The organism is Alteromonas sp. C1M14, from assembly GCF_018860965.1.
Taxonomy (GTDB): domain Bacteria; phylum Pseudomonadota; class Gammaproteobacteria; order Enterobacterales; family Alteromonadaceae; genus Alteromonas.
Window position 1 is genome coordinate 221,656 of sequence record NZ_JAHKQF010000011.1, and the last position, 24,771, is coordinate 246,426.

26 protein-coding genes and 2 tRNA genes are annotated in these 24,771 nt (G+C 46.6%); 19 read left to right on the top strand and 9 right to left on the bottom strand.

Annotated elements, in window-relative coordinates:
• The first annotated feature begins 180 nt into the window (after nt 1-180).
• A complete protein-coding gene (locus KO501_RS10485; RefSeq protein WP_216029622.1) occupies nt 181-591 on the top strand; it encodes a methylglyoxal synthase in 411 nt (136 codons plus the stop codon).
• Nucleotides 592-656: 65 nt separating this feature from the next.
• On the opposite strand, the gene KO501_RS10490 is transcribed toward KO501_RS10485, so the two are convergent.
• Nucleotides 657-1,439: a Spy/CpxP family protein refolding chaperone gene (locus KO501_RS10490; RefSeq protein WP_216029623.1), complete on the bottom strand. Its 783-nt coding sequence runs from the start codon at nt 1,437-1,439 to the stop codon at nt 657-659.
• A 303-nt stretch (nt 1,440-1,742) separates the two neighbouring features.
• Between KO501_RS10490 and KO501_RS10495 the strand changes: the two genes are divergently transcribed.
• From KO501_RS10495 to KO501_RS10530, 8 genes are all read left to right on the top strand, one after another.
• Complete coding sequence (locus KO501_RS10495; protein ID WP_216029624.1) at nt 1,743-2,450, top strand: response regulator; 708 nt, start codon at nt 1,743-1,745, stop codon at nt 2,448-2,450.
• Nucleotides 2,447-3,850 carry an ATP-binding protein gene (locus tag KO501_RS10500; RefSeq protein ID WP_216029625.1) on the top strand — a complete coding sequence of 468 codons (1,404 nt, stop codon included), beginning with the start codon at nt 2,447-2,449 and terminating at the stop codon, nt 3,848-3,850. The genes KO501_RS10495 and KO501_RS10500 overlap by 4 nt, the downstream gene beginning before the upstream one ends.
• On the top strand, nt 3,817-4,794 hold the full coding sequence (locus KO501_RS10505; RefSeq protein ID WP_216029626.1) for an alpha/beta fold hydrolase: 978 nt from the start codon (nt 3,817-3,819) through the stop codon (nt 4,792-4,794). The genes KO501_RS10500 and KO501_RS10505 overlap by 34 nt, the downstream gene beginning before the upstream one ends.
• A gap of 313 nt (nt 4,795-5,107) precedes the next feature.
• Nucleotides 5,108-5,311 carry a hypothetical protein gene (locus KO501_RS10510; protein ID WP_216029627.1) on the top strand — a complete coding sequence of 68 codons (204 nt, stop codon included), beginning with the start codon at nt 5,108-5,110 and terminating at the stop codon, nt 5,309-5,311.
• Nucleotides 5,312-5,428: 117 nt separating this feature from the next.
• Complete coding sequence (trmL, locus tag KO501_RS10515; protein ID WP_216029628.1) at nt 5,429-5,893, top strand: tRNA (uridine(34)/cytosine(34)/5-carboxymethylaminomethyluridine(34)-2'-O)-methyltransferase TrmL; 465 nt, start codon at nt 5,429-5,431, stop codon at nt 5,891-5,893.
• A 119-nt stretch (nt 5,894-6,012) separates the two neighbouring features.
• Nucleotides 6,013-7,206, top strand: a complete 1,194-nt coding sequence (locus KO501_RS10520) for an efflux RND transporter periplasmic adaptor subunit (RefSeq protein ID WP_216029629.1) — start codon at nt 6,013-6,015, stop codon at nt 7,204-7,206.
• Nucleotides 7,193-9,148, top strand: coding sequence for a MacB family efflux pump subunit (locus tag KO501_RS10525; RefSeq protein ID WP_354667823.1), 1,956 nt, complete (start codon nt 7,193-7,195; stop codon nt 9,146-9,148). The genes KO501_RS10520 and KO501_RS10525 overlap by 14 nt, the downstream gene beginning before the upstream one ends.
• Before the next feature lie 3 nt (nt 9,149-9,151).
• Nucleotides 9,152-10,528, top strand: a complete 1,377-nt coding sequence (locus tag KO501_RS10530; protein WP_216029631.1) for a TolC family protein — start codon at nt 9,152-9,154, stop codon at nt 10,526-10,528.
• A 9-nt stretch (nt 10,529-10,537) separates the two neighbouring features.
• Here the strand turns inward: KO501_RS10530 and gpsA are convergent, their stop codons facing one another.
• From gpsA to KO501_RS10550, 4 genes are read right to left on the bottom strand one after another with little or no spacing between them, the layout of a single operon-like run.
• Complete coding sequence (gene gpsA / locus KO501_RS10535; protein WP_216029632.1) at nt 10,538-11,539, bottom strand: NAD(P)H-dependent glycerol-3-phosphate dehydrogenase; 1,002 nt, start codon at nt 11,537-11,539, stop codon at nt 10,538-10,540.
• A gap of 8 nt (nt 11,540-11,547) precedes the next feature.
• Nucleotides 11,548-12,048 (bottom strand): protein-export chaperone SecB, encoded by a 501-nt coding sequence (gene secB, locus KO501_RS10540; protein WP_216029633.1) that lies wholly within the window; start codon nt 12,046-12,048, stop codon nt 11,548-11,550.
• Nucleotides 12,049-12,099: 51 nt separating this feature from the next.
• Nucleotides 12,100-12,357: a glutaredoxin 3 gene (gene grxC, locus KO501_RS10545; RefSeq protein ID WP_216029634.1), complete on the bottom strand. Its 258-nt coding sequence runs from the start codon at nt 12,355-12,357 to the stop codon at nt 12,100-12,102.
• Between the two features lie 10 nt (nt 12,358-12,367).
• Nucleotides 12,368-12,793 (bottom strand): rhodanese-like domain-containing protein, encoded by a 426-nt coding sequence (locus KO501_RS10550; RefSeq protein ID WP_216029635.1) that lies wholly within the window; start codon nt 12,791-12,793, stop codon nt 12,368-12,370.
• A gap of 236 nt (nt 12,794-13,029) precedes the next feature.
• Between KO501_RS10550 and KO501_RS10555 the strand changes: the two genes are divergently transcribed.
• The 4 genes from KO501_RS10555 to KO501_RS10570 all read left to right on the top strand — a co-directional run bounded on the left by KO501_RS10555 (nt 13,030) and on the right by KO501_RS10570 (nt 16,664).
• Nucleotides 13,030-14,145: a peptidoglycan DD-metalloendopeptidase family protein gene (locus tag KO501_RS10555; protein ID WP_252728362.1), complete on the top strand. Its 1,116-nt coding sequence runs from the start codon at nt 13,030-13,032 to the stop codon at nt 14,143-14,145.
• 4 nt (nt 14,146-14,149) lie between these two features.
• Nucleotides 14,150-15,154, top strand: a complete 1,005-nt coding sequence (locus KO501_RS10560; RefSeq protein WP_216029636.1) for a D-cysteine desulfhydrase family protein — start codon at nt 14,150-14,152, stop codon at nt 15,152-15,154.
• 173 nt (nt 15,155-15,327) lie between these two features.
• Nucleotides 15,328-16,155 (top strand): divergent polysaccharide deacetylase family protein, encoded by an 828-nt coding sequence (locus KO501_RS10565; protein WP_216029637.1) that lies wholly within the window; start codon nt 15,328-15,330, stop codon nt 16,153-16,155.
• A gap of 80 nt (nt 16,156-16,235) precedes the next feature.
• On the top strand, nt 16,236-16,664 hold the full coding sequence (locus tag KO501_RS10570) for a MerC domain-containing protein (protein WP_216029638.1): 429 nt from the start codon (nt 16,236-16,238) through the stop codon (nt 16,662-16,664).
• A gap of 9 nt (nt 16,665-16,673) precedes the next feature.
• Here KO501_RS10570 and KO501_RS10575 read toward each other — a convergent pair whose 3' ends face one another.
• From KO501_RS10575 to rsgA, 4 genes are all read right to left on the bottom strand, one after another.
• Nucleotides 16,674-17,363: a glycerophosphodiester phosphodiesterase family protein gene (locus tag KO501_RS10575; protein ID WP_216029639.1), complete on the bottom strand. Its 690-nt coding sequence runs from the start codon at nt 17,361-17,363 to the stop codon at nt 16,674-16,676.
• Complete coding sequence (locus tag KO501_RS10580) at nt 17,364-18,236, bottom strand: DMT family transporter (RefSeq protein WP_216029640.1); 873 nt, start codon at nt 18,234-18,236, stop codon at nt 17,364-17,366. It lies immediately after the preceding gene.
• 3 nt (nt 18,237-18,239) lie between these two features.
• On the bottom strand, nt 18,240-19,112 hold the full coding sequence (gene asd, locus KO501_RS10585; RefSeq protein ID WP_216029641.1) for an archaetidylserine decarboxylase: 873 nt from the start codon (nt 19,110-19,112) through the stop codon (nt 18,240-18,242).
• A 123-nt stretch (nt 19,113-19,235) separates the two neighbouring features.
• Nucleotides 19,236-20,264, bottom strand: coding sequence for a small ribosomal subunit biogenesis GTPase RsgA (gene rsgA / locus KO501_RS10590; RefSeq protein ID WP_216029642.1), 1,029 nt, complete (start codon nt 20,262-20,264; stop codon nt 19,236-19,238).
• Nucleotides 20,265-20,348: 84 nt separating this feature from the next.
• Between rsgA and orn the strand changes: the two genes are divergently transcribed.
• The 6 genes from orn to ilvN all read left to right on the top strand — a co-directional run bounded on the left by orn (nt 20,349) and on the right by ilvN (nt 24,765).
• The gene (gene orn, locus KO501_RS10595; protein WP_216029643.1) at nt 20,349-20,894 is read left to right on the top strand and encodes an oligoribonuclease; all 546 of its coding nucleotides are present in this window, start codon (nt 20,349-20,351) and stop codon (nt 20,892-20,894) included.
• A gap of 161 nt (nt 20,895-21,055) precedes the next feature.
• Nucleotides 21,056-21,131: transfer RNA gene (locus KO501_RS10600), tRNA-Gly, on the top strand.
• A 76-nt stretch (nt 21,132-21,207) separates the two neighbouring features.
• Nucleotides 21,208-21,283, top strand: a tRNA-Gly gene (locus KO501_RS10605).
• A gap of 221 nt (nt 21,284-21,504) precedes the next feature.
• Complete coding sequence (locus KO501_RS10610) at nt 21,505-21,972, top strand: hotdog fold domain-containing protein (RefSeq protein WP_216029644.1); 468 nt, start codon at nt 21,505-21,507, stop codon at nt 21,970-21,972.
• A gap of 577 nt (nt 21,973-22,549) precedes the next feature.
• On the top strand, nt 22,550-24,268 hold the full coding sequence (locus KO501_RS10615; RefSeq protein ID WP_216029645.1) for an acetolactate synthase 3 large subunit: 1,719 nt from the start codon (nt 22,550-22,552) through the stop codon (nt 24,266-24,268).
• Nucleotides 24,268-24,765 (top strand): acetolactate synthase small subunit, encoded by a 498-nt coding sequence (gene ilvN / locus KO501_RS10620; protein WP_216029646.1) that lies wholly within the window; start codon nt 24,268-24,270, stop codon nt 24,763-24,765. Before KO501_RS10615 ends, ilvN begins: the two co-directional genes overlap by 1 nt.
• The last annotated feature ends 6 nt before the right edge of the window (nt 24,766-24,771 follow it).

Below are 24,771 nucleotides of genomic sequence, written 5' to 3' on the forward strand. Positions count from 1 at the left end.
AATAATTATGCAATAAAAATGTATATTTATTTCTGTCTGGTCGTAGCTGTTATATTCGGTATATAGTTAACCTTTGTATTGTGACCAAGCGTTGACAGAACAAAGAGCAAAGAATCGTTTACTGGCTCGGAAAAACTGCCTGATATTGACCGAGCCAGAATAATAAAAGGAATAACAAAGATGAATAGAAAAACAGTGGCGCTGGTGGCCCATGACCATAAAAAAGCCGAGTTGTTAGAATGGGTAAAAACACATATCGAGTGTATGCGGGTTTGTGATTTGGTTGCCACGGGGACCACCGGCGGATTAATCGCTGACAATACTGGCCTTACGGTAGAGCGCTACAACAGCGGTCCTTTAGGGGGAGATCAGCAAATTGGGGCATTGATTGCAGAAGGGCGCTTGGATGCGCTTATCTTTTTTTGGGACCCCCTTAATCCAGCCCCTCACGATCCTGATGTGAAAGCACTATTACGCCTGTGTTCTGTGTGGAATGTACCAGTGGCATGTTCATCGGCTACCGCCGACTTGATGATTACCTCACCCTTGTTCTTTTCCACCGACTACGTGCGTCTTAAGCCCGAATATTGAAAAAAGGCCGGTTAGTTAATTAACCGGCCTTGCATGTTTTTTAATTTTTAGGCTAAGCCACTCATTCACTTTTCAGCGTGAGGTCTATGCTCTCCAGGTTTTGGGCCACTAAAAAAACGGATATCTTGTAAATCTTCTTTTTGTTCATCGGTGAGCAAAGCCATAATCTTTTTATGGGTTTGTGCGCGCCCCGCGGCGTCACTAATAAACACATCTTGGTAACTGTCGATAAGCGTTTCAAGGGCTGTTTCATTGAAGTCATCGTTATATACCTGAGCTTCAATTTCCTCGTGTAAGGCGCGCAGCATTTCTCGGGCTGATTCATCATTGGCCCGCTGTGCATCAATTAATGCAGTGAGGGATTCAGTTTGCTGTGCAGTTAATGCCAATTCATCAAAGGGCATGCCAAGGCCGTCAGTATTACGCGGATGACGGCGGGCTTTAAATTTGCCTTTCTTATCACTTGCACGGTTTTCATATTGCTGTTTTTGCTCATCGGTAAGCAAAGACCAGATGTCATGCTCTAAAGAAGCCATCTCTATTCGTTGGCTTTTCATTTTTTGCCAATGTGCCGTCGCCCGTTCTGTGATTGCTGTTAGCGGTAAATCAGCCGTTTTATCGTCAGCCATCGCGGGGGGTTCTGTTGTCGGCGAAAGATCGTGGGTTTCTCGAAAGTCCCGCATAAGTTCACGAACGGATTGACGCTGAGCCTTGGTTAAGGATAGGGATTTTAAAGCGTGCATTAACGCCATTCCCTGTGGACCTGGACCTGGCCGCGGTGTTTTCGCATTGACCTGGGCGCTAATTAAAAGTGATCCCAGCAATGTAATAACTATCCATTTTTTCATAGCAGTACTCCGATTGAAAGCCCCGTTTTATGTGACAAATACATTAGGGGTAAGGACTGTTGATTTATCATGTTGAAATGAATTGTAGGGGTTGGGTCTGCAAAGTTGTGCCAGTACACTGTAAAGCTTATGTAAAGCTTTCGCAGTTTCGTCTTTACGGCGGTCGTAGTCAGGTAAAATAAACGCTTACTGGGGAGGAAATTAATCATGACACATAGCGTTTTGTCCCTATCTGTTTTACGTTCAATGTCAGTTGCGCAAAATCAGCGATCTACTATAAGGCAGTATGAAGGAGGTAATGGTATGGCCGCGTCAGCGACGACACAGTCTATTTTAATTATTGATGATGACCGAGAACTCACCGATATGTTAAAAACGTATTTGGAAGGGTCTGGGTATCAAGTTACTGTGGCGAATGATGGGTTGGAAGGACTAGAAGTCGCCACCACAGGTGAACCCGTGGATCTCATCCTGCTGGATGTGATGATGCCTCAGTTAGATGGTTTTGAAGTATTGAAAAAGCTTCGTATGAGCCACTTAACCCCAGTATTGATGCTAACTGCCCGTGGTGATGATTACGACCGTATTTTAGGTCTTGAACTCGGGGCTGACGATTACCTGCCAAAACCGTTTAATCATCGGGAGCTCGTAGCGCGTATTAAAGCTATCTTCAGACGTCTTGAACTAGGTAGTCAATCTCGTCAGCAACAGGATATTACCATCAATAACATTGCCCTGAGCACCAGTCGGCAATCAGTTAGCTGTCATGATACACTGCTTACGTTGACTAACACCGAATTTGCAATTTTGCATTTGCTGATGGTCAATGCAGGGCAATTAGTTACAAAAGAAGATATCAGTCAAAAAGTATTGGGTAAAAAATTACAAGCTTTCGATCGCAGTATTGATATGCATGTGAGCAACCTTAGGAAAAAGATTGCTGAAACCACGCAGGAAGAAAAAATTAAAACGATACGCGGCGCAGGTTATTTATTAAGAATGGCACCATGACAAAACGGATTAGGTTTAATCCAGCACGACAATTAGTCGGACGTCTTTTTCTCGGCTTTTGGGTAACCTTTATTGTTACTGGGCTGGTGACCTACTATGCGGTACAGTTTTTTGACTCGGACGTGACCATTCGCCCGGCTGACAACCGGGAAATCTCGGCGTTATATCGCGTAGAAAATCTGCTTTTAAGATTAAATAACGATAGAAATCGTTCGGTACAAGATATCTTAGGTCATGCCAATAGAATCACCCGTGCCATCATCGTCGCTGTGGACATTGACAAACAAGAGCTGTTTCCTCATCAAGGGCCGCCGATCCTCCAGGTGGAGCGGGACGCCATGCTTCAAGCGGCGTATCGTAAAAGCCCTATTGTGTTGGAAAAAGATGGTTTTTCAGCGGTGGGGCCGGTCTATTTAGAAATAAAAGGCAAAGCCGTCGCGGTGTTTGTGTCTCATCCCCTTGGCCCTCCTGATGCCCAGCGTCCGTTGACGTATTTCCTCTTTATTGCGCTTGTGATGTCAGTGGTGCTTTCATATCTTTTTGCCCGCTCCTTAGTTAAGCCCATTCATCAGTTACGAGAAGCCAGCAGAAAATTAGCCGCCGGTAGTTGGGATACTCGGGTTGGCAGCCCTTCTGTGCGCCGCGACGAACTAGGGGATCTTGCCCGTGACTTTAATGTTATGGCCACGCAATTAGAACGTATGTGGTCAGGTCAGCAGCGCCTACTGGCTGATATCTCACATGAATTACGTTCGCCTTTAGCACGCTTGCAAATGGCCCTTGGGCTGGCACATCAGCAGAACGTGGATCCTGCATCATTAGCTAGAATAGAGCGGGAAGCTGAGCGTATGGAAGTCCTAATTAATCAGCTTCTACAACTTACTCGCGCTGAAGCCGGTAATCAGGAAATGCTAGAAATTAAGCTGTCTTCGCTAGTGGAAAACATTTTTTCTGACGCCAAGTTTGAAGCTGCAAACTCAGATAAAACCTTACAAATTGCCCCTATCCCTGAACAAAAAGTAATAGTGAATGAGATCCTCATGTGCCGGGCTATTGAAAATGTGGTGCGCAATGCTATTCGATATGCCACATCTCAAATAGAGGTTAGCATTAACGTAGAAACAGGATGTTGGGAATTGCAAGTTAATGACGATGGTCCCGGATTGTCAGCCGAAGAGTGTGAATCTATTTTTGCGCCTTTTTATCGTGCCAGTCTTGCCCGTGAACGGGAATCTGGCGGCGTAGGCTTAGGACTAGCCATTGCAAAAGCGGCAGTACAATTGCATCATGGAGAAATTAAGGCCATGCGCAATGATAATGGAGGCCTCAATGTCACCATTCGTCTACCCATAGATGGTCGGGAAAAATGGACTGGACACTCTCAAACGAACACACATTAATAGCCTCGCTCCAAGAGATGGAGCATTTTTGGCAAACCCAAATCAACACGGGAGTTTTCGACGGAGCAGGGGATTTAACTATCGCCTATGCTTGGTGTGTACCTGATAATGCCAAGGCCACCGTGGTTATCAGTTCTGGGCGAATTGAATCTTATTTAAAATATAAAGAAGTTATTTGGGATTTGTTTCAAAACGGATTTGCGGTGTTTATTCTTGATCATCGGGGTCAAGGGCTATCAGGGCGAATGACGACCAATCCTCATTTTGGCTATGTTGCTGATTTTCAAGATTACGTAGCTGACTTTACTTACTTTCTCACCCACATCGTTACGCCAAATGAACCCTCTGGCCCTAGACTGCTTCTTGCCCATAGTATGGGTTGTGCCATTGGTGCGTTAACCATACTGGCTTTGCCTAACAGTTTTCAGCGAGCGGTATTTTGTTCACCCATGTTTGGCATCCGTCCTGCGTTGCCAGATTGGCTATCTCGTCGCTTATTGGCGTGGGCATCTCGGCGCCATCAACGTGCCGGTATGCAAACCGGTTATTTTATCGGCCAAAAAGATTACCTTCCCCATAGTTTCACTGGCAATAGGCTCACCCACAGTGAGACTCGCTATCAACTTTTCCGAGAACTGTACGCTCAGGTGCCTGATATTCAACTTGGTGGCGTCACCGTAAGCTGGCTAAAAGCGGCCATGGCAGCCATGCGCGAAATTCAACAACGGGCCGACGAACTCACTCTTCCTGCGCTTCTATTAAGTGCCCAGCAAGATACGGTGGTTGATAACAAAAAGCAGAAGCTTATCGCCGCTTTAGCATCTAACATGGAGGTTGTCTCAATTCCTGGGGCCTATCATGAACTCTTGATTGAAGCCGATGCTATTCGTATCCCTGTAATGTCAAAAATCCTCCAGTTTTTTACTGCCCAGCTTACTCGCTGACTGAAAAACAAGCTAAAAAGTAGCGCTTTTTTACACAAGGTGTCTCTATTTTACACGCAACGGCTCGGTGTTTTCTTTCCACAACCCCCTAGTTCGAACTTAGCATATTGACGGTGAAATGACTGTCTATGCCTTGCTAACACTGAGTTTCGAAGTACTAGGATATTAATTTTTTGTGACGATTGTGATTTCGGTACGAGTTCTGCTTAGTTATAGGCAGACCGGCCATATCGTATCTTGCCGTAAGTTTCGGTATGGCTAGAAAAACATCAATAAAATCGGTGAATAGAACATCGGTAAAGGACAGAAAATTATGCAAAATTATAAAGCGTTACGTAAAATGCGCTTACATGCTTCTGAAAATCAAGATTTATCATCAGTTTACGGGCACGCAGTGGCCACTGTCGAACCTGAATCTGCAGAGCTTTCACCCTTGCTCCAGAACGCACGAGCAAAACGAAGAGCAAGACGCTGGGCTGTACAAAAACAGACAGACCGGGTAGTCAGCGCACATTAAACGCCCGTTGCACCATTTAAAGTCAACCCGAACGGCGCCATGCCTTCGGGTTGAGGCTTGTTTCATTGCTCATCTCACCTTATTCTTGCATGCTATTTGTTGAATTGTGATGTAAGAATGCTTGATATCGTACTTTTCCAACCTGAAATCCCGCCAAATACGGGAAATATTATTCGTCTGTGTGCGAACACTGGATACGCGCTCCATCTGATCGAACCATTAGGCTTTGACTGGGACGATAAACGGGTGCGTCGTGCTGGCCTCGATTATCATGAGTTCGCCCATGTCCGCCGTCATGCCTCATTAACCGATTATTTAGATAACTGCGCGCCAAATCGCGTGTTCGCCTGTACAACGAAAGGGCAATCATTTCACAGCGATGTAACCTATCAACCTGGTGATGCCTTATTGTTTGGGCCGGAAACCCGGGGGTTACCCGACTCGGTAATTAGCGCATTACCACCTGAGCAGCGAGTCCGTATTCCGATGCTACCGGACAGTAGAAGTATGAATTTATCCAATGCAGTATCGGTATTCGTGTACGAAAGTTGGCGACAATTGGGGTTTAGTCAGGCGAGATAAATCAATTGGGATGATATTATCAAATTAAGAATCATTCTTACTTGTAAATTTATGTAAAGACTGTCGTAAGATTATGTCAACTTTGCGTATGGTGTTTCTTTTTTTGAAAGGATGTGTAAGTGAATAAAAATGGACGCGCTGGCTGGCTGAAAGGGCTTATCATTATTGTCTTACTAGGAATAGTAGGCTATGCGGTCAAGGTTTATTTCTTTGCATCCTCCTCCGACACAACCAATTACCTTTTTGTGCCTGTCGCTAAAGGCGATATAGAAAAAAGTATTGTTGCCACCGGCCAACTCGAGCCCAAACAATATGTGGTGGTAGGTGCTCAGGTATCGGGGCAAGTAGAAGCAATACATGTGGAAGAAGGTGATACCGTTGCCAGTGGCGCACTGTTGGTGGAAATCGACGCCACCGTGTTTGAAACAAAAGTACAAAATGCCGAGGCAGCATTAGAGGCGAAAAAAGCCCAATTAGCCCAGCTTAGAGCTGAAAGGGAGCTGGCCGAGCTAAGACAAAAGCGAAATGTAGATTTATTTGCAAAAAATGCGGTTAGCGAAGACGTGGCCATTAGCAGCCGCATTGATGTGAAAGTACTGGATACCAAAATAACCGCCAGCATCGCCCAAATTAAAGCCGATGAGGCTTCTTTAGCGGGCGATAAAGCCACCTTAGGGTTTGCTAAAATTTACGCCCCTATCAGTGGAACCGTTGCTTCTATTGCCGTGCGGGAAGGGCAAACACTTAACGCTAATCAAAATGCCCCTGAGTTGCTGCAAATTTCGGATCTTACCACCATGACACTGCGAGCGGAGGTCTCAGAAGCCGATGTGGATAATATCCGTAAAGGTATGCCAGTGTATTTTTCTACCTTGGGTAATACAGAACGGCGCTTTCATTCCACAGTAAGACAAGTGTTACCTACGCCCACCGTGGTCAATGATGTGGTGCTCTATCAGGTGCTGGTGGATATCGACAACCCTCAAGGGGTGTTGATGGACTCCATGACCAGTCAGGTATTCTTCGTAGAAGAGAAACAAGAAGACACCATGATTGTGCCTCTTGCTGCAGTAAAAGGCCCGCCTCGACGTCCCTTTGTATTGTTAAAGCAGGGTGAGGACGTGGTGCGCACACCGGTGGAAGTAGGGATCCGTAACCGAACCGATATAGAAATAGTATCGGGCATTGAAGTGGGTGATGAAGTGGTTGCAGGGCAACTTTCTTCGCCAGGGGCGCAAGGCGAAAACGGAAACCGCAGAATTGGAGGGGGGAATACCCCACGCATGCCGCGGGGGCCTCGTGGCAGCATCTAAACCTTCATTGATTGCTTTACAAAATGTAACCCGTCAATACCAAACAGAAGGCATGCAGGTTAAGGCGTTAGATGATATTTCCCTGACTATCGAAAAGGGAGAGTTCGTTGCAATTATGGGGCAGTCGGGTTCAGGAAAATCCACCTTAATGAATATATTGGGTTGCCTGGATACCCCCAGTGATGGCAGCTATACCATTAATGGACATGACGTTAGCCAATTATCTAACGATCAACTGTCGGCCCTTCGTTTGAAAACCTTTGGTTTTGTGTTTCAGCGCTATCAATTACTGCCGTCGTTATCGGCATTAGACAACGTAGCCCTACCCGCCATCTACAGTCATACCCCTGCTCAGGAACGAGAACAAAAAGCGCAGGCTTTATTAGCTCGCCTTGGTCTAGGCGATCGCCAAGGACACAAACCGGGTGAATTATCCGGTGGACAGCAACAGCGTGTGTCTGTGGCTCGAGCACTGATTAATGGTGCGGAAGTGATCTTAGCTGACGAGCCTACCGGCGCGCTCGATTCTTCAAGTGGTGAACAGTTGCTTTCTTTGCTTAAGGATCTGCATGAGGAAGGAGTGACGGTGATCTTAATCACCCATGATGCGGCGGTAGCTGAACATGCTCATCGGCAGATACATTTACTGGACGGCAAGATCGTCGCCGATACCAACGACGCAGAACGTTCAACTAGTAATCATGCCACGCCGGCACACACGACCGCAGAAAAAGTGATTGCACCTTTTAAGAGTATTTCCGGTTTTGCCGCTCTCACCATGGCTTTTTCAGCATTGCGTTTAAATTGGTTTCGTACCTTGCTAACTTTGCTCGGCATCATCATTGGTGTTGCGGCGGTGGTTACCATGATGGCCATTGGTGAGGGGGGGAAACAAGACGTACTGAAAAAAATTGAAGCCATTGGTACAAATTTGATTTCTGTGCGTCCCGGTGGAGGTAATATGCGTAACACCGGAGAGATTGCCACCCTGACGCTGGATGATGCCGAAGCCCTTAGGTCATTGCCCGGCGTTATCTATGTGGCACCAGAGCGAACATCCCGTAAAACCATTCGTTTTGCCCAGAACGATTTTTCCGGGCGTATTACCGGCACCACGCCAGATTATCTTTATGCAAAAGACTGGGAAATGGCACAAGGTGTGTTCTTTACCGAGGATGACGTTACGCATTATGCCCCTGTAGTCGTACTTGGCGATACGGTGGCAGAAACGCTTTTTGATGACAAATATCAGGCCGTCGGGCGCTATGTTCTCATGGCTAACAGCCTGTACCAGGTGATCGGCGTTTTGAAGGCTAAAGGTGCAAGCGCAGGGGGTAGCGATCAAGATGACGAAGTCCTTATTCCTATCTCAACAGGACGCCTAAAAGTATTTGGCAGAGCCTACCTTACTGGTATCACCGTTAAAGCCAGTGGCTCGGATGTCGCATCCACCGTTAAAGATGCGGTACTTGCTACCCTCGTTCAGCGCCATGGAACTGAAGATGTTATGGTTTTTACTACCGACTCTTTGGTTGAAGCGGTCACCGAAACCCAGAATACGTTAACCTGGTTACTCGCTTCCGTGGCAGCCATTTCTCTGTTTGTGGGAGGAATTGGGGTGATGAACATCATGTTGGTGAATGTTACTGAGCGTAAACGAGAAATTGGTTTACGGATGGCGACGGGGGCGAAACCCGCCGATATTCTTAAACAATTCAATATTGAAGCGTGGGTCGTTTGCATTTTAGGTGGGGCGCTGGGGGTGATTTTGGGGTATGGGATCATTTTTCTTGTCTCTCAGTTTGCCATCTCGGTGGCCTATACGCTGACACCGCCGGTACTGGCCTTTGTTACATCGTTATGTGTGGGCGTTATTTTTGGCTATGCCCCAGCATTGAAAGCATCTCGTCTAAGCCCTATTGACGCACTGAGTGAGGACTAGTCTGTGAAATCTTGTATTGGTTTATTCGCAACGGTTTTATTAACCAGTTGTGCCTATTCGCCCACGGATTTTTCCGCGCAAAAGTCTCGCCAGCTTCCTGCCGATTTGGAAGGCTATACCCAACCGAACGATAACGTTATTGTTTCTGAGAAATGGTGGACAGTATTTGCATCAAATCAACTAAGCCAATTAATGGATTCCATGGCAGAAGGCAACCTGTCGTTGCAGGAAGCCCGCCTGAGGGTAGAGCGGGCCCGCTTGTTGCTGGAACAAAGCCGCGCGGATAATTATATTGGTGTTACCGGCGGGTTGAGCGGGGCCAGTAACGAAGATCTGGACAACGGAGGTACATCGAACAGTTCCTCTGCGCGCCTGGGCGTCAGTTACACCTTTGATGTCTGGGGAAGTCGGGCTGCTACTCAGTTAGCCGCTTCACTTGATATCGATAGTCAAAACTTCGCACAACGTAATGCGGCATTACAGGTGCAGGTGTTGTTGGCCACCGAGTATTTTAATTGGTTGTCCCTGACTCAGCGTTTTGGTATCGCAGAACAAAACTTAGATGCCGCCCAACGGCTGTTAGATCTCGTCAATATTCGATTTGAAGCCGGTGATGCCTCGGGGATCGAGGTGAGCCAGCAACAAAATACCTTACTTGGGGCGCAAGCAGAACGCTTGCGGTTGGCCAATCAAATCACCATTAGTCAGCGCGCTATTTCAGCTTTATTAGGGCGAGAGGCTTTAGATGTGTCGCTTACACCCGTACCGTTAGCGCAGTTAGCCCTGCCGGATATTCCTTTATATCAACCGGCTAAGGTTATTGGGGCTAGACCCGATGTGCAATTAGCTGATGTGGCACTTCGCCAAGCCGATATTAGTGTGTATCAGGCCGGTATTCAGGGGTTACCAGGGTTGGCGCTAAGTGGTGATTTAACGGTCACCGATATTCTAGATTTAGCAAGCGGATGGCGCTTAGGCGCGGCTATCAGCAGTGCGATTACTTTGTTCGATGGGGGCAGAATTGATGCCGGTGAAAAAATAGCCGATGTGGATCTGCAACTGGCTTGGAATAATTACCGTGCAACAACCTTAAGCGCAGCGCAAAACTTGTTAGATGCATTGGCCAACTATGCCTATTATAAACGTGTATATCAGTTAGATGAGGCTTCGGTGGTCAACAACGAACAACTCTACCGTTTAGCGGAGATACGCTACAAAGCCGGGGATACGGATTTTCTGAACTTGTTAGGGGCGCAGCGCAGTTGGTTTCAGTCTCAGTTGACGCTAATTAGCAGTTATCAACTAAGTTTAGCCGCCGCCGCTGCGGTATATCAGCAAGCTGGCGGCCGTCCTCTTGTGGTAGAAGACACTAGTAATTAGCGTCCGACACTATTCGCTCTTAAGGTCGCGGGCGAGAAGGGCTAAGGCCGCTTCTTTTGGTGGTTTGCCATGGTAAAGTACAGCGTAAATTTGCTCGCATATGGGCATTTCTACCCCATTTTTTTGCGCTAACACATGCACTTCTTCTGTATTTCGGTACCCTTCTACCACCTGACCGATGTCTTTGATGGCGGTTTCAACGTCTTTTCCTTGCCCAAGAGCAAGGCCAAATCGTCGATTTCGGGACTGATTATCAGTACAAGTTAACACCAGATCGCCTAACCCAGCCATGCCCATAAAGGTTTCAGGTTGGGCGCCTATTTTCACACCAAGGCGGGTGAGTTCGGCAAGGCCACGGGTGATAAGCGCGGTTCTAGCATTAGCGCCAAAACCTAGCCCATCGGCAAGACCTGCACCAATTGCAATCACATTTTTAACGGCCCCACCAAGTTGCACACCTATGAAATCAGGGTTTTTGTATACCCTAAACGACCGACTGCAATGCAGTTTAGTGGCAAATTCGTTAATGAATGTTTCATCGGTGGAAGAGAGGGAAATTGCAGTGGGAAGCCCTGCGGCCATTTCTTTGGCGAAGGTAGGGCCCGACAAAACCGCTAGGGGATGGCTATCTCCTAACACTTCTAGCGCCACATCTCGTAATAAACGGCCGGTACCTGGCTCGAGGCCTTTCGTGGCCCAAATAATACGGTGCTGAGGGTTCAACAACGGCTTAAGCGTTTCCAACAGGGTTCTGAATCCGTGGCTAGGCACCACAATAAGAATGTCCTGACTGGCCTCAACGGCTTTTATTAGGTCGGGTTCGATGCATAACTTTTCTGGAAAGCGAGCACCAGGTAAATACCGTTTGTTTTCCCTATCTTGAGCCAGCGAGGCCATATGTTGGCTGTCTCTGCCCCATAACAGGGTTGAATGCTGGTTTCGGGCCAAACAAAAAGCAAGGGCGGTGCCGTAAGACCCCGCCCCTAGTACAGTAATAGACTCTGTATTCATAATCGCCTTTAAGCGTCTAGCTTCTGACTACCATCCTGCGCTTGTTGAGCACGTTTTTGCATGTAAGCTGCGAAGATAGCGTCAAAGTTTACTGGCGCAAGGTTAAGGGGCGGGAAGGTACCGCGGTTAACCAGGTTCGAAATCGTTTCACGGGCGTAAGGGAAAAGCAGGTTAGGACAGTAAGAACCTAATAGATGGGCTTTTCCTTGATCAGGCATTTCTGGCGATACCACAAAGATACCCGCTTGTTCTACTTCACAAAGAAAGGCGGTTTCGTCTGCAACCGTGGCCGTTACCGTTACTGACAGTACTACTTCAAAGGCATCTTCAGCGAGTTTGTCGGTAGAGGTGTCGATATCGAGCTTAATTTCTGGTTTCCATTCTTTTTGGAAAACCGCTGGTGCATTAGGAGACTCAAAAGAGATATCTTTTGTATAAATGCGTTGAATATTAAATTGAGGTGCTTGACCAGCTTCTGCGCCGTTTGTGTTCTGATTTTCTTCAGCCATGATGATTCCTGATTTTACTAATTTATGTCACTTGCATTCCGGGCAAGTGTCTTATTGCGCTAACAGCGCATCGAGTTTTTGTTGTGATTCGAGTGAGAACAAATCGTCGCATCCGCCCACAAGGGTATCGTTGATGAAAATTTGGGGAACAGTGTAGCCACCCTTCGCCCTGTCTATCATCACTTGGCGCAGTTCAGGATCTCCATCTATGGATATTTCCTCAAACGCAACGCCTTTATGTGCCAACAGTGCTTTTGCACGGTGGCAGTAAGGGCAGTGCCCTTTGGTGTAAATTTCTACTTTGCTCACAACGTGCTCCTTATTTTGAGACCGGAAGGCTCGCCGCTGACCAGGCGTTCATACCCCCTTTGAGAACCTTTACATTCTCAAAGCCGTCTTTAAGTAATGATGCGGCTACACCGCGGGATGTACTTCCCATTGCGCATACAACAATAATGGGTTTATCTTTCACCTTTTCAAGCTTTTTAAAATCTTTTGCCCGCAGTTCTTCTGGCTTTATTTGGCGTGCGCCTAGAATATGGCCAGCTTTAAACTCTTTTTGTGAGCGTGTGTCGAAAATGACCGCATCTTCTTTATTTATTAATAACGTGGTTTCGTGGGTGTTAACCTCTTTGACACCAGACGTGAATCCGGCAACATAGCTGTATATCAGCATAAAAAATAACGCGACCCAGGCGCCGGCTAACAACATATTATTACCGGCAAATTCTATGAGCTGTTCCATTCCAGAAATACCCTTATGTATATGGAAGACGATAAAACGACTGCAAAGTATATAGAAAATATTGTCAGAAACCAGCCTACGAGGGGGATGTTATCAAGGTGAATGCAGGTGAATCCTGTATTTTGTTGATATAGTATGGACTTATGAAAGCAACGAAATGGCGATAGGCCTCTAATTAGACCTAATTTATGAGTAGTCCCGAACAATATAGCGCCACCCGTATGCCCCACATCTTTATGAAACTATGTGCCTTTGTGTTGTGTGTATTGGTGTCGTCGTGGGCCGGTGCGCAAACACAAGAACAACAGAAGTTAGCCCAACTTCAAGCCGAACTGAAAGCCAGGCAAGCGACGTTAGCGGCGAATAAAGCCAATGCTGAGGAATTGCAAGACGCCCTTAAAACGTCAGAGGTGGAAATTGGTAAGGTAGCCAAATTACTGAATAACACCACGTCGTCATTGGCTGACAACCGCACCGAACAGGCGGCGCTTAAAAAAGAGCAAGGGTCGCTTAAAGAAGCTATTTTACAGCAACAATCCTTGTTAGCCGGACAGCTGCGCAGTGCGTTTATGGCGGGAAACTACGACTATGCAAAGATGCTGTTTTATCAAGATGAGGCAAGTTCATTTGAGCGGGTTATCACCTATTACCAATATTTAAGCAAGGCACGGGTAAAGGCGATTAATGAGTTTAAAGATAACGTAGCGCGATTAGAAGAGGTGACAGCCCAGTTAGCCGAAAAAGCCCAGGCCCTGTCTGAGCTGGTGGCAGAACAAAAGCAACAACGCAATATCTTGCTTACACGGCAAAAAGATAGAGAACAGACGCTGAAAAAGCTCAATCAGAAAATTGCCTCTGATGCAGCAAAGGTGTCAACACTTAAACAAAATGAAGAAGCCCTAGTTCGAGCTATTGAAGAAGCGAAAAAGCGGGCGGCCGCGGCGAAAACGGTATTGGCTGGGTTGGCGGGATACAAAGGGAAATTGCTTAAACCAGCTAACGGGCGGGTGAGAAAGTTATTTGGTTCCCGCCGCCAAGGACAGGTAAAATGGAAAGGGATCATCATTGAAGGTGCCGAAGGCAGCGCGGTGCGGGCAGTATCCCACGGTAGAGTGTTGTATTCTGATTGGTTACGGGGCTTTGGTTTAGTCACCATTATTGATCATGGTAAAGGTTACATGAGCGTGTATGGGCATAATCAAGCTTTGCTCAAGCAGGCTGGCGATACCGTTGCCGATGGTGAAACTATTGCCTTAGTGGGGCAAAGTGGTGGCCAGAGCAATCCTAACCTTTATTTTGAGATTCGACACAAAGGCAAAGCCTTGAACCCCTCACAATGGCTGGATATATAAGTTGATGGATTTAATTCGTTTTCCCCGTATTCCGTTGGCATTTTTGCCGACGCCTTTAATGCCTATGCCTCGTTTGCAAGCCCATCTTGGGCCTAAATGTCCGGCACTTTTTATTAAACGGGACGATTGTACCGGGCTCGCCCAAGGGGGCAACAAAACCCGCAAGCTTGAATTCTTGCTTGGGGATGCGCTTGCCAAAAACGCTGATGTCATCATTACCAGCGGTGCTTTGCAATCAAATCATGTGCGACAAACTGCTGCTGCATGTGCCGCCAAAGGGCTTAAATGTGTGGTGGTATTAAGTCAATCGGTGCCCCGTACATTGCCGGTTTACATCGAAAACGGCAATCTCCTGCTGGATGACATACTTGGAGCACAGGTTCATCGTGTTGATAGTGCCGACGACGTGGCGCCAACTATAAATGTGTTAGTTAACCAGTTAACCGCAGCAGGGCAGTACCCTTATGTTATTCCCACCGGAGGCTCAAATTGTGTCGGTGCGTTAGGGTATGTGAATGCAGTGCAAGAATGTATTGCCCAATGTTCGCCGCAAACAAATGGGCAGACGTATGTTGTACATGCCAGTGCCAGTGGCGGAACCCAAGCCGGTTTAGTGGCGGGCAATGCCATGTTAGGTAATCCGTTACGGGTGGTTGGGGTCAATGTGTATAAGCAAGATAATCAAGCCGTATTGGCGAATATCCAATCCTTGGTGACGCAGATTCAACAAGATTGCCAACTTTCTTTTAGCGCCAAGCCTGAATTTACCCTTTGGCATGGCTATCAAGGGGAAGCGTACGGTATCCCTACTGAGGCTGGCAACCATGCGGTACTTACCTTGGCGCAACAAGAAGGAATTCTTGCTGATCCGGTTTATTCTGGGAAAGCCCTTGCTGGGTTAATGGATAAGTGTGCATCCGGGCATTTTAGTGCTGAAGATCGTGTCATATTTTTGCATACCGGCGGTGCCACTGCACTGCACGCCTATCCTGATATCCTTCATAGTTAACAACCGTTGTGCTTCAAAGGTAACGAGCCCTAAGTGGCAGAAAAGTTAAATAAAAATGCGGTTGTAAATTTAAATGTCAATGAAGGGCTGTTATGCTCGCTATGAATGCAGTTAACCACTGAAACAGCCTAAATAGCATTAAGGCAATAACCACAATTATAATAGGCGTGCGCTTGCTAAAAATTTGTTTGCTCAAAAAAACTCAACGTCAGTGGACTGACCGGTTAGCGTTGTTTTTGAGTGTGTTGCTTACACTCTTCTGTCTTCCTGTTGTGGCCGCTGCTACGGAGCCCAAAATTGTCTTGATTATTGATGATATCGGGCATCGCGACTCAGACCATAGGGCGCTGGAACTCCCTAAAGAAGTGACCTTCTCAATCCTTCCCGATGCTCCATTAACCAAGGAATTATCTGAATTGGCCCATGCCCAAGGCCGAGACATCATGTTGCACATGCCCATGGAGTCTTTTGATGGTCAGGCCATGGGGCCTGACGGATTGAAAGTGGGGATGTACGAAGCGCAAATGGAAGCTTTATTCGAACGGGCATTAAACAGCGTACCTTATGCCATCGGTGTGAATAATCATATGGGCAGTCGATTAACTAGCTTAGCCGCCCCCATGCACATCTTGATGGCAATGATAAAAACCCATAACTTGTTTTTTATCGACAGCCGTACCTCACCCCAAACAGTGGCTGAAGAAGCCGCTTTAAGTGCGGGGATCCCGGCGGCAAGACGGCATGTTTTCTTAGATCATGAGCGTACCCAAGCTGCAATGGAACGGGAATATAAGCGCTTGTTAGTGATGGCTAGGCAGCAAGGGGTTGCGGTGGCCATTGCCCATCCTCATCCTGCTACGTTGCGGTTTTTACAAAGTAAATTACCGAATTTACAAGCTCAAGGTATACGTCTGGCCACTGTCAGCGACCTATTCAGCCCCCGGCCGAGTATGATGGCTGAACGCAAAAAGCGAGATTTACCGCTGGCGGCGCCTAAATAATATGTAAAATTTGCCATTGATGTTTTAACTTTGGCTCGTATTGATATATTATAACGTCCCTTTCACTGGCGAGTGGTAGAATGTCGCAAATTCAGGACAATACTAATCCGAATAAACTAGACCGTGCAGGTATCTGGATATCTGGGCTGTGTGCTGTGCATTGTTTGGCTTTGCCTGTTTTATTGCCGCTTTTGCCGCTACTTGGCGCAACCTTTTTTGCACAAGTTTGGTTTGAGCGTACCATTTTAAGCATTTCAATGCTTATTGGTGGGGTAGCACTTACCAGCGGCGCAATGCGTTACCATGGTCAATACTATCCGCTAGTCCTGCTATTTACCGGTGGGACCATCTATTGGTTCAAGGATATCTTTGGCCACCATTACGAACCCTTCACCATTGCCATCGGGGCTCTATTGATTGTCACCGGGCATTGGATCAACATGCGTCTTTGCCGGCAATGTCGGTGCTGTAATAGCAGCGTGTTCTCTGCCCAAGCGGCTAATAAATAGCGCCATCAATTAACCTAATGTTGCTAGGGCTAGCGCCGGTCGATTGGTAAAAATACCATCTGCGCCCCACTTTTTTAGTAATTGCATATCTAGCGGGTGATCCACCGTGTAAACATAGGCCTTATATCCCTTTGCTTTAATCTCTTCTATGTAGGTCTGTTCGGCTACGTCTAGGGCAATATTAATCGACCATGGAGTAAATGGCTCGGCGAAGCTTAAGGCATTGACATCAAAACTTGCGGTTAACAAAGCAATATTGAGTGTGGGACGCAGCTGTTTAATGGCCCAAAGCCAGTGATGATTGAATGACGAAATAATGATTTCGTCAACGGCTTTGCCACTTTCAATACAGGCGGTGTCGAAAGCCGCTAGCCAACGCTCAACGCTATCGAGGTGTTTGATTTCAATGTTACACAGCATACCGGGTGGGGCAACGCTTAGTACTTCTTGTAGCAGAGGAATGGGTTGCTGATTACCCGCATCAAGGGTGCGTATGTAGGCAAGTGTCTTATCCTGAACCAAACCTACCCCGTTTGTGGTTCTATCCAGTCGACGGTCATGAATGATAACAATGTCATTGTCGACTTGGCGGGCATCAAACTCAATACCATGAACACCCGCTTTAACCGCCAGCTCAAATGCCTGTAAGGTATTTTCCGGCGCCTCTTTACTGGCACCTCTATGGGCAAAGACGCGCATTTATGCTTTCCGATTATGCAATTTTTGCGCGTTCATGGTTTCGTACAATGACGCTGACGTTACTAAAATACCACCGATAAGGGCTTTAATGCCGGGTGATTCATTTAATAAAATAATTGCAAGAATTACCCCATACATGGGCTGCATACAGGCAATAAGCGAAAAGGTTTTCGCGCGCAGATAAATCAATGCGCTAGCGACCATGGCATGGGGAAGGGCAGTAAAGGCAGTGCCTAATAGCACCAGCAACAACCAAGTGTGTTGGTCCGCAACGTAAAAGTCATGGCTAGCAAATGGCAACAAACATAACGCCGCCACCAAAATTTGCCAGGTCATGGCCTTAGCGCCGGAATAATGCGAAAAGTACTGTCGATGAAGTAAATTTCTAAATGCATACAAAAATGCTGAAACCACGCCGGTTAAAACACCTAAGGTCACTTCGTTTTCAAGGGAAATTTCCGGCACCAGTAACCCGACGCCAATAAACACCGCCATTGCGCTGAAAATATCCTGCCATACCAGTTTTATTTTTTCGAACATAGGTTCGATAAGTACGGTGATCACCGGAAAGGTAAAGAGGGCGATCATGCCTACGGCAACGCCTGCAAATTGCATTGCCGCGAAATATGTGACCCAGTGGACGGCCATGAGAACACCTAACAGCGTGGCCAAAGCGTAATCTTTTGGTTTGTTTAGAAACAGAGATTCGCCGGTAAATCGTAGAAAAATGGCCAAGGCAATACAGGCAAATACCGAGCGGCCCAAGGTAATGTCAGTGGCATTCAATGGAATGATACTGGCAAAAAGTCCGGTGCCGCCGAGCAGGATAACGGTGATATGAAGCGTTATCAGACTTCGTTTAACAGGATCCATCCGCTATACGTGTTCAGAAGTAGCAACACGGGCGAAAGGCTCTCCTAATCGGGTCACCATGCCCGCAGTCATCGCTTCAAACTCAATACTGTCTTTTTCAAAACAGACAACAATGGTGGAACCTAACTTGAAACGCCCCATTTCGTCGCCTTTTTCAAGCATAACGCTGGCTTCACTGTCATTATCATATTGCCAATGTTGTACGTTCTTACCGGCAGGGGGCGTTACGGTGCCAGACCAAACTGTCTCGATACTCGCCACAATAGTTGCACCGACTAATACCATGGCCATTTTACCCACCGGGGTATCGAAAAACGCAATAACGCGTTCGTTGCGGGCAAAGAGCCCGGGAATATTTTGTGCGGTAAGGGGGTTTACCGAAAACAAATCCCCAGGTACATACACCATATCGGTAAGTGTGCCCGCCACAGGCATATGTATACGATGATAATCTTTCGGAGAAAGATAAACCGTAGCAAACTTACCGTCTTTAAAGCTTTTGGCCAGGTCCGGCTTGCCACCCAGTAATGTGGTTAGGCTGTAATCATGACCTTTAGCTTGGAAAATACTATCGTGCTGAATATCACCAAACTGACTCACCGCGCCATCGACAGCATGAACTAACACATCATCGCCCTCAGTGATATGACGTGCTTCTGGCGCTAGGGCCCGAGTGAAAAAGGCATTGAAGGTTTTATAGTGCGAGGGATCTTGGTGTAAGGCTTCACTCATATCCACATTGAAACGCTTGATAAACAGTTTAATCGCCGCTGTGGTAATACCGCCAGCTTCAGCAGCCGCGAACTTACCCACTAAGCGGGATAAAAAATGTTTTGGTAAAATGTATTGTAAGTTAACTTTCAACCAGTCGAGCACACAAACTCCAAATCAGTATAAATCGATGTTAGGGCGGATTGTACCTTAGTCAGACCCAAAGGTGTTCCAATTTCCGGTTATTGACCATCAGCTATCGGTATAAGCATGGATGTAAATCGCGGTTTAGTACGACTTGGTGTAGCTGGGCCTTTGCTCATCCATATTGGATAAAATTTTGTGATAACTGGCATAGCGGGCTTCATTGATTTCACCCTCTTCTACGGCTTGTCTAAGCAAACAGCCTGGATCATTTAAATGTTTGCAGTCGCGAAATTTACAACCACCGAGGTACTCTCTAAATTCGATAAATCCCCAAGTGATGCGCTCTACAGGCATGTGCCACAAACTAAACTCCCTTACGCCGGGGGAGTCGATGAGATCGCCGCCAGCAGGAAAATGCAGCAGTTTGGCAGCGGTGGTGGTGTGTTGACCTAGCCCTGATGAATCAGAGATATCACCGACAATTTCTTCTGCATCCGGTAGGATTTGATTAATGAGACTGGATTTACCTACGCCTGACTGGCCCACAAAAACACTGACCTTGTCATCTAGGCAGGCGTTTAAGTTCTCGATTCCTTCTCGGGTTTTGCAACTGGTATAAAGCACTGGGTAACCGAGGGACTCGTAGGTCTTCAACGCAGCCTTCACCGTTTCGAGGGCCTCTGATGACAGTAATTCGGTTTTATTGAGCACGATAATGGGAGAAATCCCAATGTCTTCACAGGCCACCAAGTAGCGATCGATAATATTCAACGATAAGTCAGGTTTGACGGCACTGACGACAATAATTTGGTCAATGTTAGCGGCAATGGGTTTTACGCCGTCGTAAAAGTCTGGGCGGGTAAGTACCGAGCGCCTGTCTTTGACGATTTCAATGACCCCATTGCTGCCTTTTTCGTCGCCCTTGTCAAATAATACATCGTCGCCACACACCACCGACTCAATGGTACGGCGAATATGACAACGATAAACACCACCGGATTCATCTTCCACATCGGCATGTTTGCCAAATCGGCCAACCACCCGGCCTGGTAGCAGTTGTGTTTTGTCTATCTGTTGTTTATTGTCACCGTCTTTATTACCTAAACGACGGACGCGATTTGCTGCCACCTGACGTTTTTGTTTATGGGTGAGTTTTGGTTTTTTGGCCACGATTTCCTGCGCAGTTAACGTATACTTGGTCAATAATACCGTTTGTCAGGCCGTGGTGCTACGGTAAACACGAGGAATAATAGAATGTGTAAGAACGACGCGAATTTAGTGTGGATCGATATGGAAATGACCGGGCTCGATCCTGAAACCTGTAAAGTATTAGAAATTGCCACCATTGTGACTGACGCCCAGTTAAATGTGTTGGCCGAAGGGCCAGTGATTGCCGTTCATCAAAGCGACGCGATTTTAGATGGAATGGACGAATGGTGTACCCGGGTGCATGGTGAAAGTGGATTAACCGCTCGGTGCCGCCAAAGCACCATTAATGAAGCGCAAGCCTCGGCCCAAACGATTGAATTTTTATCTAACTATGTGGATGCGGGTAAATCCCCTCTGTGCGGTAATACCATCGGCCAAGACAGACGTTTCATGGTGAAATACATGCCGGAACTGGAAGCTTACTTCCACTACCGTAGTGTGGATGTCAGCACCATTAAGGAACTCGTAAAACGTTGGCAACCTGCCATTCTTGACGGTTTCGAAAAAAAGGGCGTTCATCTAGCGTTAGACGATATTCGTGAATCTATCGCGGAAATGAAATATTACCGTGAAAAAGTGTTTACAATTTAAACGAAATGCCGTCAGTTAAGAAAAAAAACAAATAAAGTGTTGCGCATCCCGCTAATTTTTGTAAAATGCGCACCACTTTTGCGAAGACCTCATTATGTTGCCAAGCAGATAGGTCAAAAAGTAGCGCTACCTTGCAACTATGCACTGATAGCTCAAATTATGCGGGAATAGCTCAGTTGGTAGAGCACAACCTTGCCAAGGTTGGGGTCGCGAGTTCGAATCTCGTTTCCCGCTCCAATTTGCTACTTAAATTCGTACTAGGCTAACATTTCTTACCATCTTCACGGTTTAGATAGCCAGCGCAAAAGATAATGCGGGAATAGCTCAGTTGGTAGAGCACAACCTTGCCAAGGTTGGGGTCGCGAGTTCGAATCTCGTTTCCCGCTCCAATTTTTCATACCTCTTTACCGTTTAATTCCATTTCTACGCTTTCATTGTCTTTGCTGACTTGTGTTGATTGCTTACGCCTTTTTTTCGGGTTTGGGTGTCATTGCTTTTCTGTATTTGTAAGGGTAATCTAACTGGTCAAACCAGAGGGTCGTGTTAGCCGCCCTTGAAACCCTACCCCATGATGTGACGCACATTGATGGGAACAATAATAAGACACCATATGACTGATAATTACCTACTGAAGATATACCAGAAATTTTTAAAATTGCCTTTTGGGAGGAAACTATTTAGCTGGTACTCAGCACGCAGAGCCCCCTATTTTTCAACAATTTCGCCATTAATTACAACACTGAAACCCAATCAGTGTGAAGTCACCTTAAGAAAACGCAAAATTGTGCAAAATCACATTGGTACGGTACATGTGATCGCCATTTGTAACGGCCTGGAAATGGCGATGGGCTTTATGTGTGAAGCATCTATACCCAAACACTTACGCTGGATCCCCAAAGGCATGACGGTGAAATATCCGGCAAAAGCAGCGACTGATATTCGCTGTGTGGCTACGGTGCCCAGTGACGCTTGGAAACCGGGAGATCTGAACGTTGACGTTAAGGCCTACGATTTGAAAGGCAACGTAGTTGTCGAAGGGGCGATTACCATCTGGGTAAGTCAAAAGCCTAGCAAATAGGTTTTTTTGTTCCTTTATGTGATGAACAACCAAGTATCGCCGCAATTATCTTGATGCTATGGGTGTTCATGGCTTTTTTGCTAAAAAATAGCGAAAAAAACAGCAAAAAGTGGTACTGTTCAAAGGTAGTGGAAGTAGCATAGACGGCCCCAATAATCAGTCTTAAATGGACGTTATATGGCCGCAGTACTCATACCAGTAAGGTAATATCGAAAGTAAAGATAGCAGGGGCGTCAAGCAGTATAGATATTAAGGCTAGGCTGTCATCGACGTTGATTGGGCATACACTGCTTTACAACATCTCATAACGAAATCGTAGTCGTGACGGCGATCATGGGTATGTTATCATGCAGGATGTAAAAATACTGTAAACGGCTGTCCTAATCATATCGTGAAATCCTCTCAGGTCGAAACATTCATCCTAATTATTCCGTATATAGGGATATATATCTCACTTTTGTGCTTTTTGTTGTTTAAAATTTCTAATGCCTTCGTTATAGTCCGCGCTACGGTAAGTTCCGCAAATTATCTAAACTAAGGTTACAAGACACAAGTCCAACTTACAGGAGATTTGACTGTGAAAATGATGTCAGGCGCTGCCATGGTGGTTGAAGCGCTAAAAGATGTGGGAGTCACACATGTATTCGGTTACCCAGGCGGGGCCGTTTTAGACATTTACGATGCGTTATTTGCGCAGGACGATGTCAAGCATGTGCTCGTGCGTCATGAACAGGCAGCCGCTCATATGGCGGATGGGTATGCACGTTCAACTGGCAAAACAGGCACAGTCCTTGTCACCTCTGGCCCAGGCGCAACCAATACCATTACCGGTATTGCTACCGCGTATATGGATTCCATTCCCATGGTCGTGTTATCCGGTCAGGTGGCGTCTTCTTTAATTGGTGAAGATGCATTCCAAGAAACCGATATGGTGGGGTGTTCTCGCCCAATCGTTAAACACAGCTTTTTAGTTAAGCGGGCTGTGGATATTCCTGAAGCCATTGCGAAAGCCTTTTATATTGCTAATTCAGGCCGTCCCGGACCTGTGGTAGTGGATTTACCTAAAGATATTGTGAATGTTCAGGAATCCCATCCATACGTTTTTCCTGAATCTGTGGTCATGCGTTCATATAACCCCACCGAAAAAGGGCATATGAAGCAAATCAAAAAAGCGGTGGCTTCTATTATGAAGGCCGAGCGTCCAGTGATGTATGTGGGCGGCGGCGCAGTAGCCTGTGAAGCATCGGCTAAAGTGATCGAATTGGCTGAGAAGCTCAATACGCCGGTTACCTGTACGCTGATGGGCTTAGGCGCTTTTCCTGGTACCCATGATCAGTTTGTAGGTATGTTGGGTATGCACGGTACCCTCGAAGCGAATAAAACCATGCATAATGCCGACTGCATTATTGCCCTTGGTGCCCGTTTTGATGATCGTGTGACCAATAACGTGGAAAAGTTTTGTCCCCATGCCGAAATCATTCATGTTGATATCGATCCGGCTTCCATTTCCAAAACCATTAATGCCCATATTCCCATTGTAGGTAGTGTGGATAAAGTGCTAGACCAACTGTTTGGCCAACTTGAAGGGCAGGATTTCTCGGGCCAGAAAGAAAAGCTAGGCGACTGGTGGCAGCAGATTTCCCAGTGGCGTAAGCGGGAATGCTTAAAGTATGAACAAGGCGACACGGTTATTAAGCCGCAAAAAGTAATTGAGGCTTTGTATAAGCACACCAATGGTGATGCGTATATTAGCTCTGACGTAGGCCAACATCAGATGTTCGCAGCGTTATATTACCCATATAAAAAGCCGCGCCAGTGGATCAATTCGGGCGGCTTAGGCACCATGGGATTTGGTTTGCCGGCAGCAATGGGCGTGCAGGTAGCGCACCCGGAAGCGACCTCTGTTGTGGTAACCGGTGACGGTAGTATTCAAATGAATATTCAAGAATTGTCCACCTGTTTACAGTACAACTTGCCGGTAAAAATCATTTCTCTTAATAACCGGGCATTAGGCATGGTTCGCCAATGGCAGGATATGATTTACAAAGGCCGTCACTCTCATTCCTATATGGATTCTATGCCTGATTTTGTGAAGTTGGCAGAAGCCTATGGTCACGTCGGTATTAAAGTCGAACGCCTTGATGAACTCGACGCCGCGATGGAAAAATGCTTCAGCTATACCGATCGCCTAGTATTTATGGACATTGCCATAGACCAGAACGAGCACGTTTACCCTATGCAGGTGAAGTTTGGTGCAATGGATGATATGCGTTTGAGTAAAACGGAGCGTACATAATGAAGAGAATTATTTCAGTTTTAATGGAAAACGCCCCGGGTGCCTTGTCACGTATTGTTGGCGTATTTTCGCAACGAGGTTACAACGTAGACTCTTTATGCGTTGCGCCTACCGATGATCCTAGCCTTTCTCGTTTGACCATTACCACCCATGGCGATGATAAGGTCATTGAGCAAATCACGAAACAGGTTAATAAACTTATTGATGTGTTAAAAGTGGTGGATCTTACGGAAGGGGCCCATGTCGAGCGTGAACTAATGCTGATCAAAGTGGCTACTCGCACCGATGATATCCGCGCTGAAGTTAAGCGTAACAGTGATATCTTCCGTGGGCGCATTCTTGATGTTAATGGCAGTAATTATACTATTGAGATCACCGGCACTTCTGACAAACTAGATGCCTTTGCTTCTTCAATGGCGCAGTGTGCTGAAATTATTGAATCGTCGCGCACTGGTGTATGCGGTTTGGCTAGAGGCGAACGGGCGTTAAGACCGTAACGTCAA

Bases quoted from the DNA above. Each gene is read 5' to 3' on its own strand.
- KO501_RS10555 (WP_252728362.1), top strand. From the start codon at position 13,030: ATGAAACTATGTGCCTTTGTGTTGTGTGTATTGGTGTCGTCGTGGGCC.
- KO501_RS10580 (WP_216029640.1), bottom strand. From the start codon at position 18,236: ATGGATCCTGTTAAACGAAGTCTGATAACGCTTCATATCACCGTTATC.
- KO501_RS10560 (WP_216029636.1), top strand. From the start codon at position 14,150: ATGGATTTAATTCGTTTTCCCCGTATTCCGTTGGCATTTTTGCCGACG.
- orn (WP_216029643.1), top strand. From the start codon at position 20,349: ATGTGTAAGAACGACGCGAATTTAGTGTGGATCGATATGGAAATGACC.
- ilvN (WP_216029646.1), top strand. From the start codon at position 24,268: ATGAAGAGAATTATTTCAGTTTTAATGGAAAACGCCCCGGGTGCCTTG.
- KO501_RS10550 (WP_216029635.1), bottom strand. From the start codon at position 12,793: ATGGAACAGCTCATAGAATTTGCCGGTAATAATATGTTGTTAGCCGGC.
- KO501_RS10610 (WP_216029644.1), top strand. From the start codon at position 21,505: ATGACTGATAATTACCTACTGAAGATATACCAGAAATTTTTAAAATTG.
- KO501_RS10505 (WP_216029626.1), top strand. From the start codon at position 3,817: ATGGACTGGACACTCTCAAACGAACACACATTAATAGCCTCGCTCCAA.
- trmL (WP_216029628.1), top strand. From the start codon at position 5,429: ATGCTTGATATCGTACTTTTCCAACCTGAAATCCCGCCAAATACGGGA.
- KO501_RS10570 (WP_216029638.1), top strand. From the start codon at position 16,236: ATGTCGCAAATTCAGGACAATACTAATCCGAATAAACTAGACCGTGCA.
- KO501_RS10495 (WP_216029624.1), top strand. From the start codon at position 1,743: ATGGCCGCGTCAGCGACGACACAGTCTATTTTAATTATTGATGATGAC.
- secB (WP_216029633.1), bottom strand. From the start codon at position 12,048: ATGGCTGAAGAAAATCAGAACACAAACGGCGCAGAAGCTGGTCAAGCA.
- KO501_RS10490 (WP_216029623.1), bottom strand. From the start codon at position 1,439: ATGAAAAAATGGATAGTTATTACATTGCTGGGATCACTTTTAATTAGC.
- KO501_RS10575 (WP_216029639.1), bottom strand. From the start codon at position 17,363: ATGCGCGTCTTTGCCCATAGAGGTGCCAGTAAAGAGGCGCCGGAAAAT.
- KO501_RS10510 (WP_216029627.1), top strand. From the start codon at position 5,108: ATGCAAAATTATAAAGCGTTACGTAAAATGCGCTTACATGCTTCTGAA.
- KO501_RS10485 (WP_216029622.1), top strand. From the start codon at position 181: ATGAATAGAAAAACAGTGGCGCTGGTGGCCCATGACCATAAAAAAGCC.
- KO501_RS10500 (WP_216029625.1), top strand. From the start codon at position 2,447: ATGACAAAACGGATTAGGTTTAATCCAGCACGACAATTAGTCGGACGT.
- gpsA (WP_216029632.1), bottom strand. From the start codon at position 11,539: ATGAATACAGAGTCTATTACTGTACTAGGGGCGGGGTCTTACGGCACC.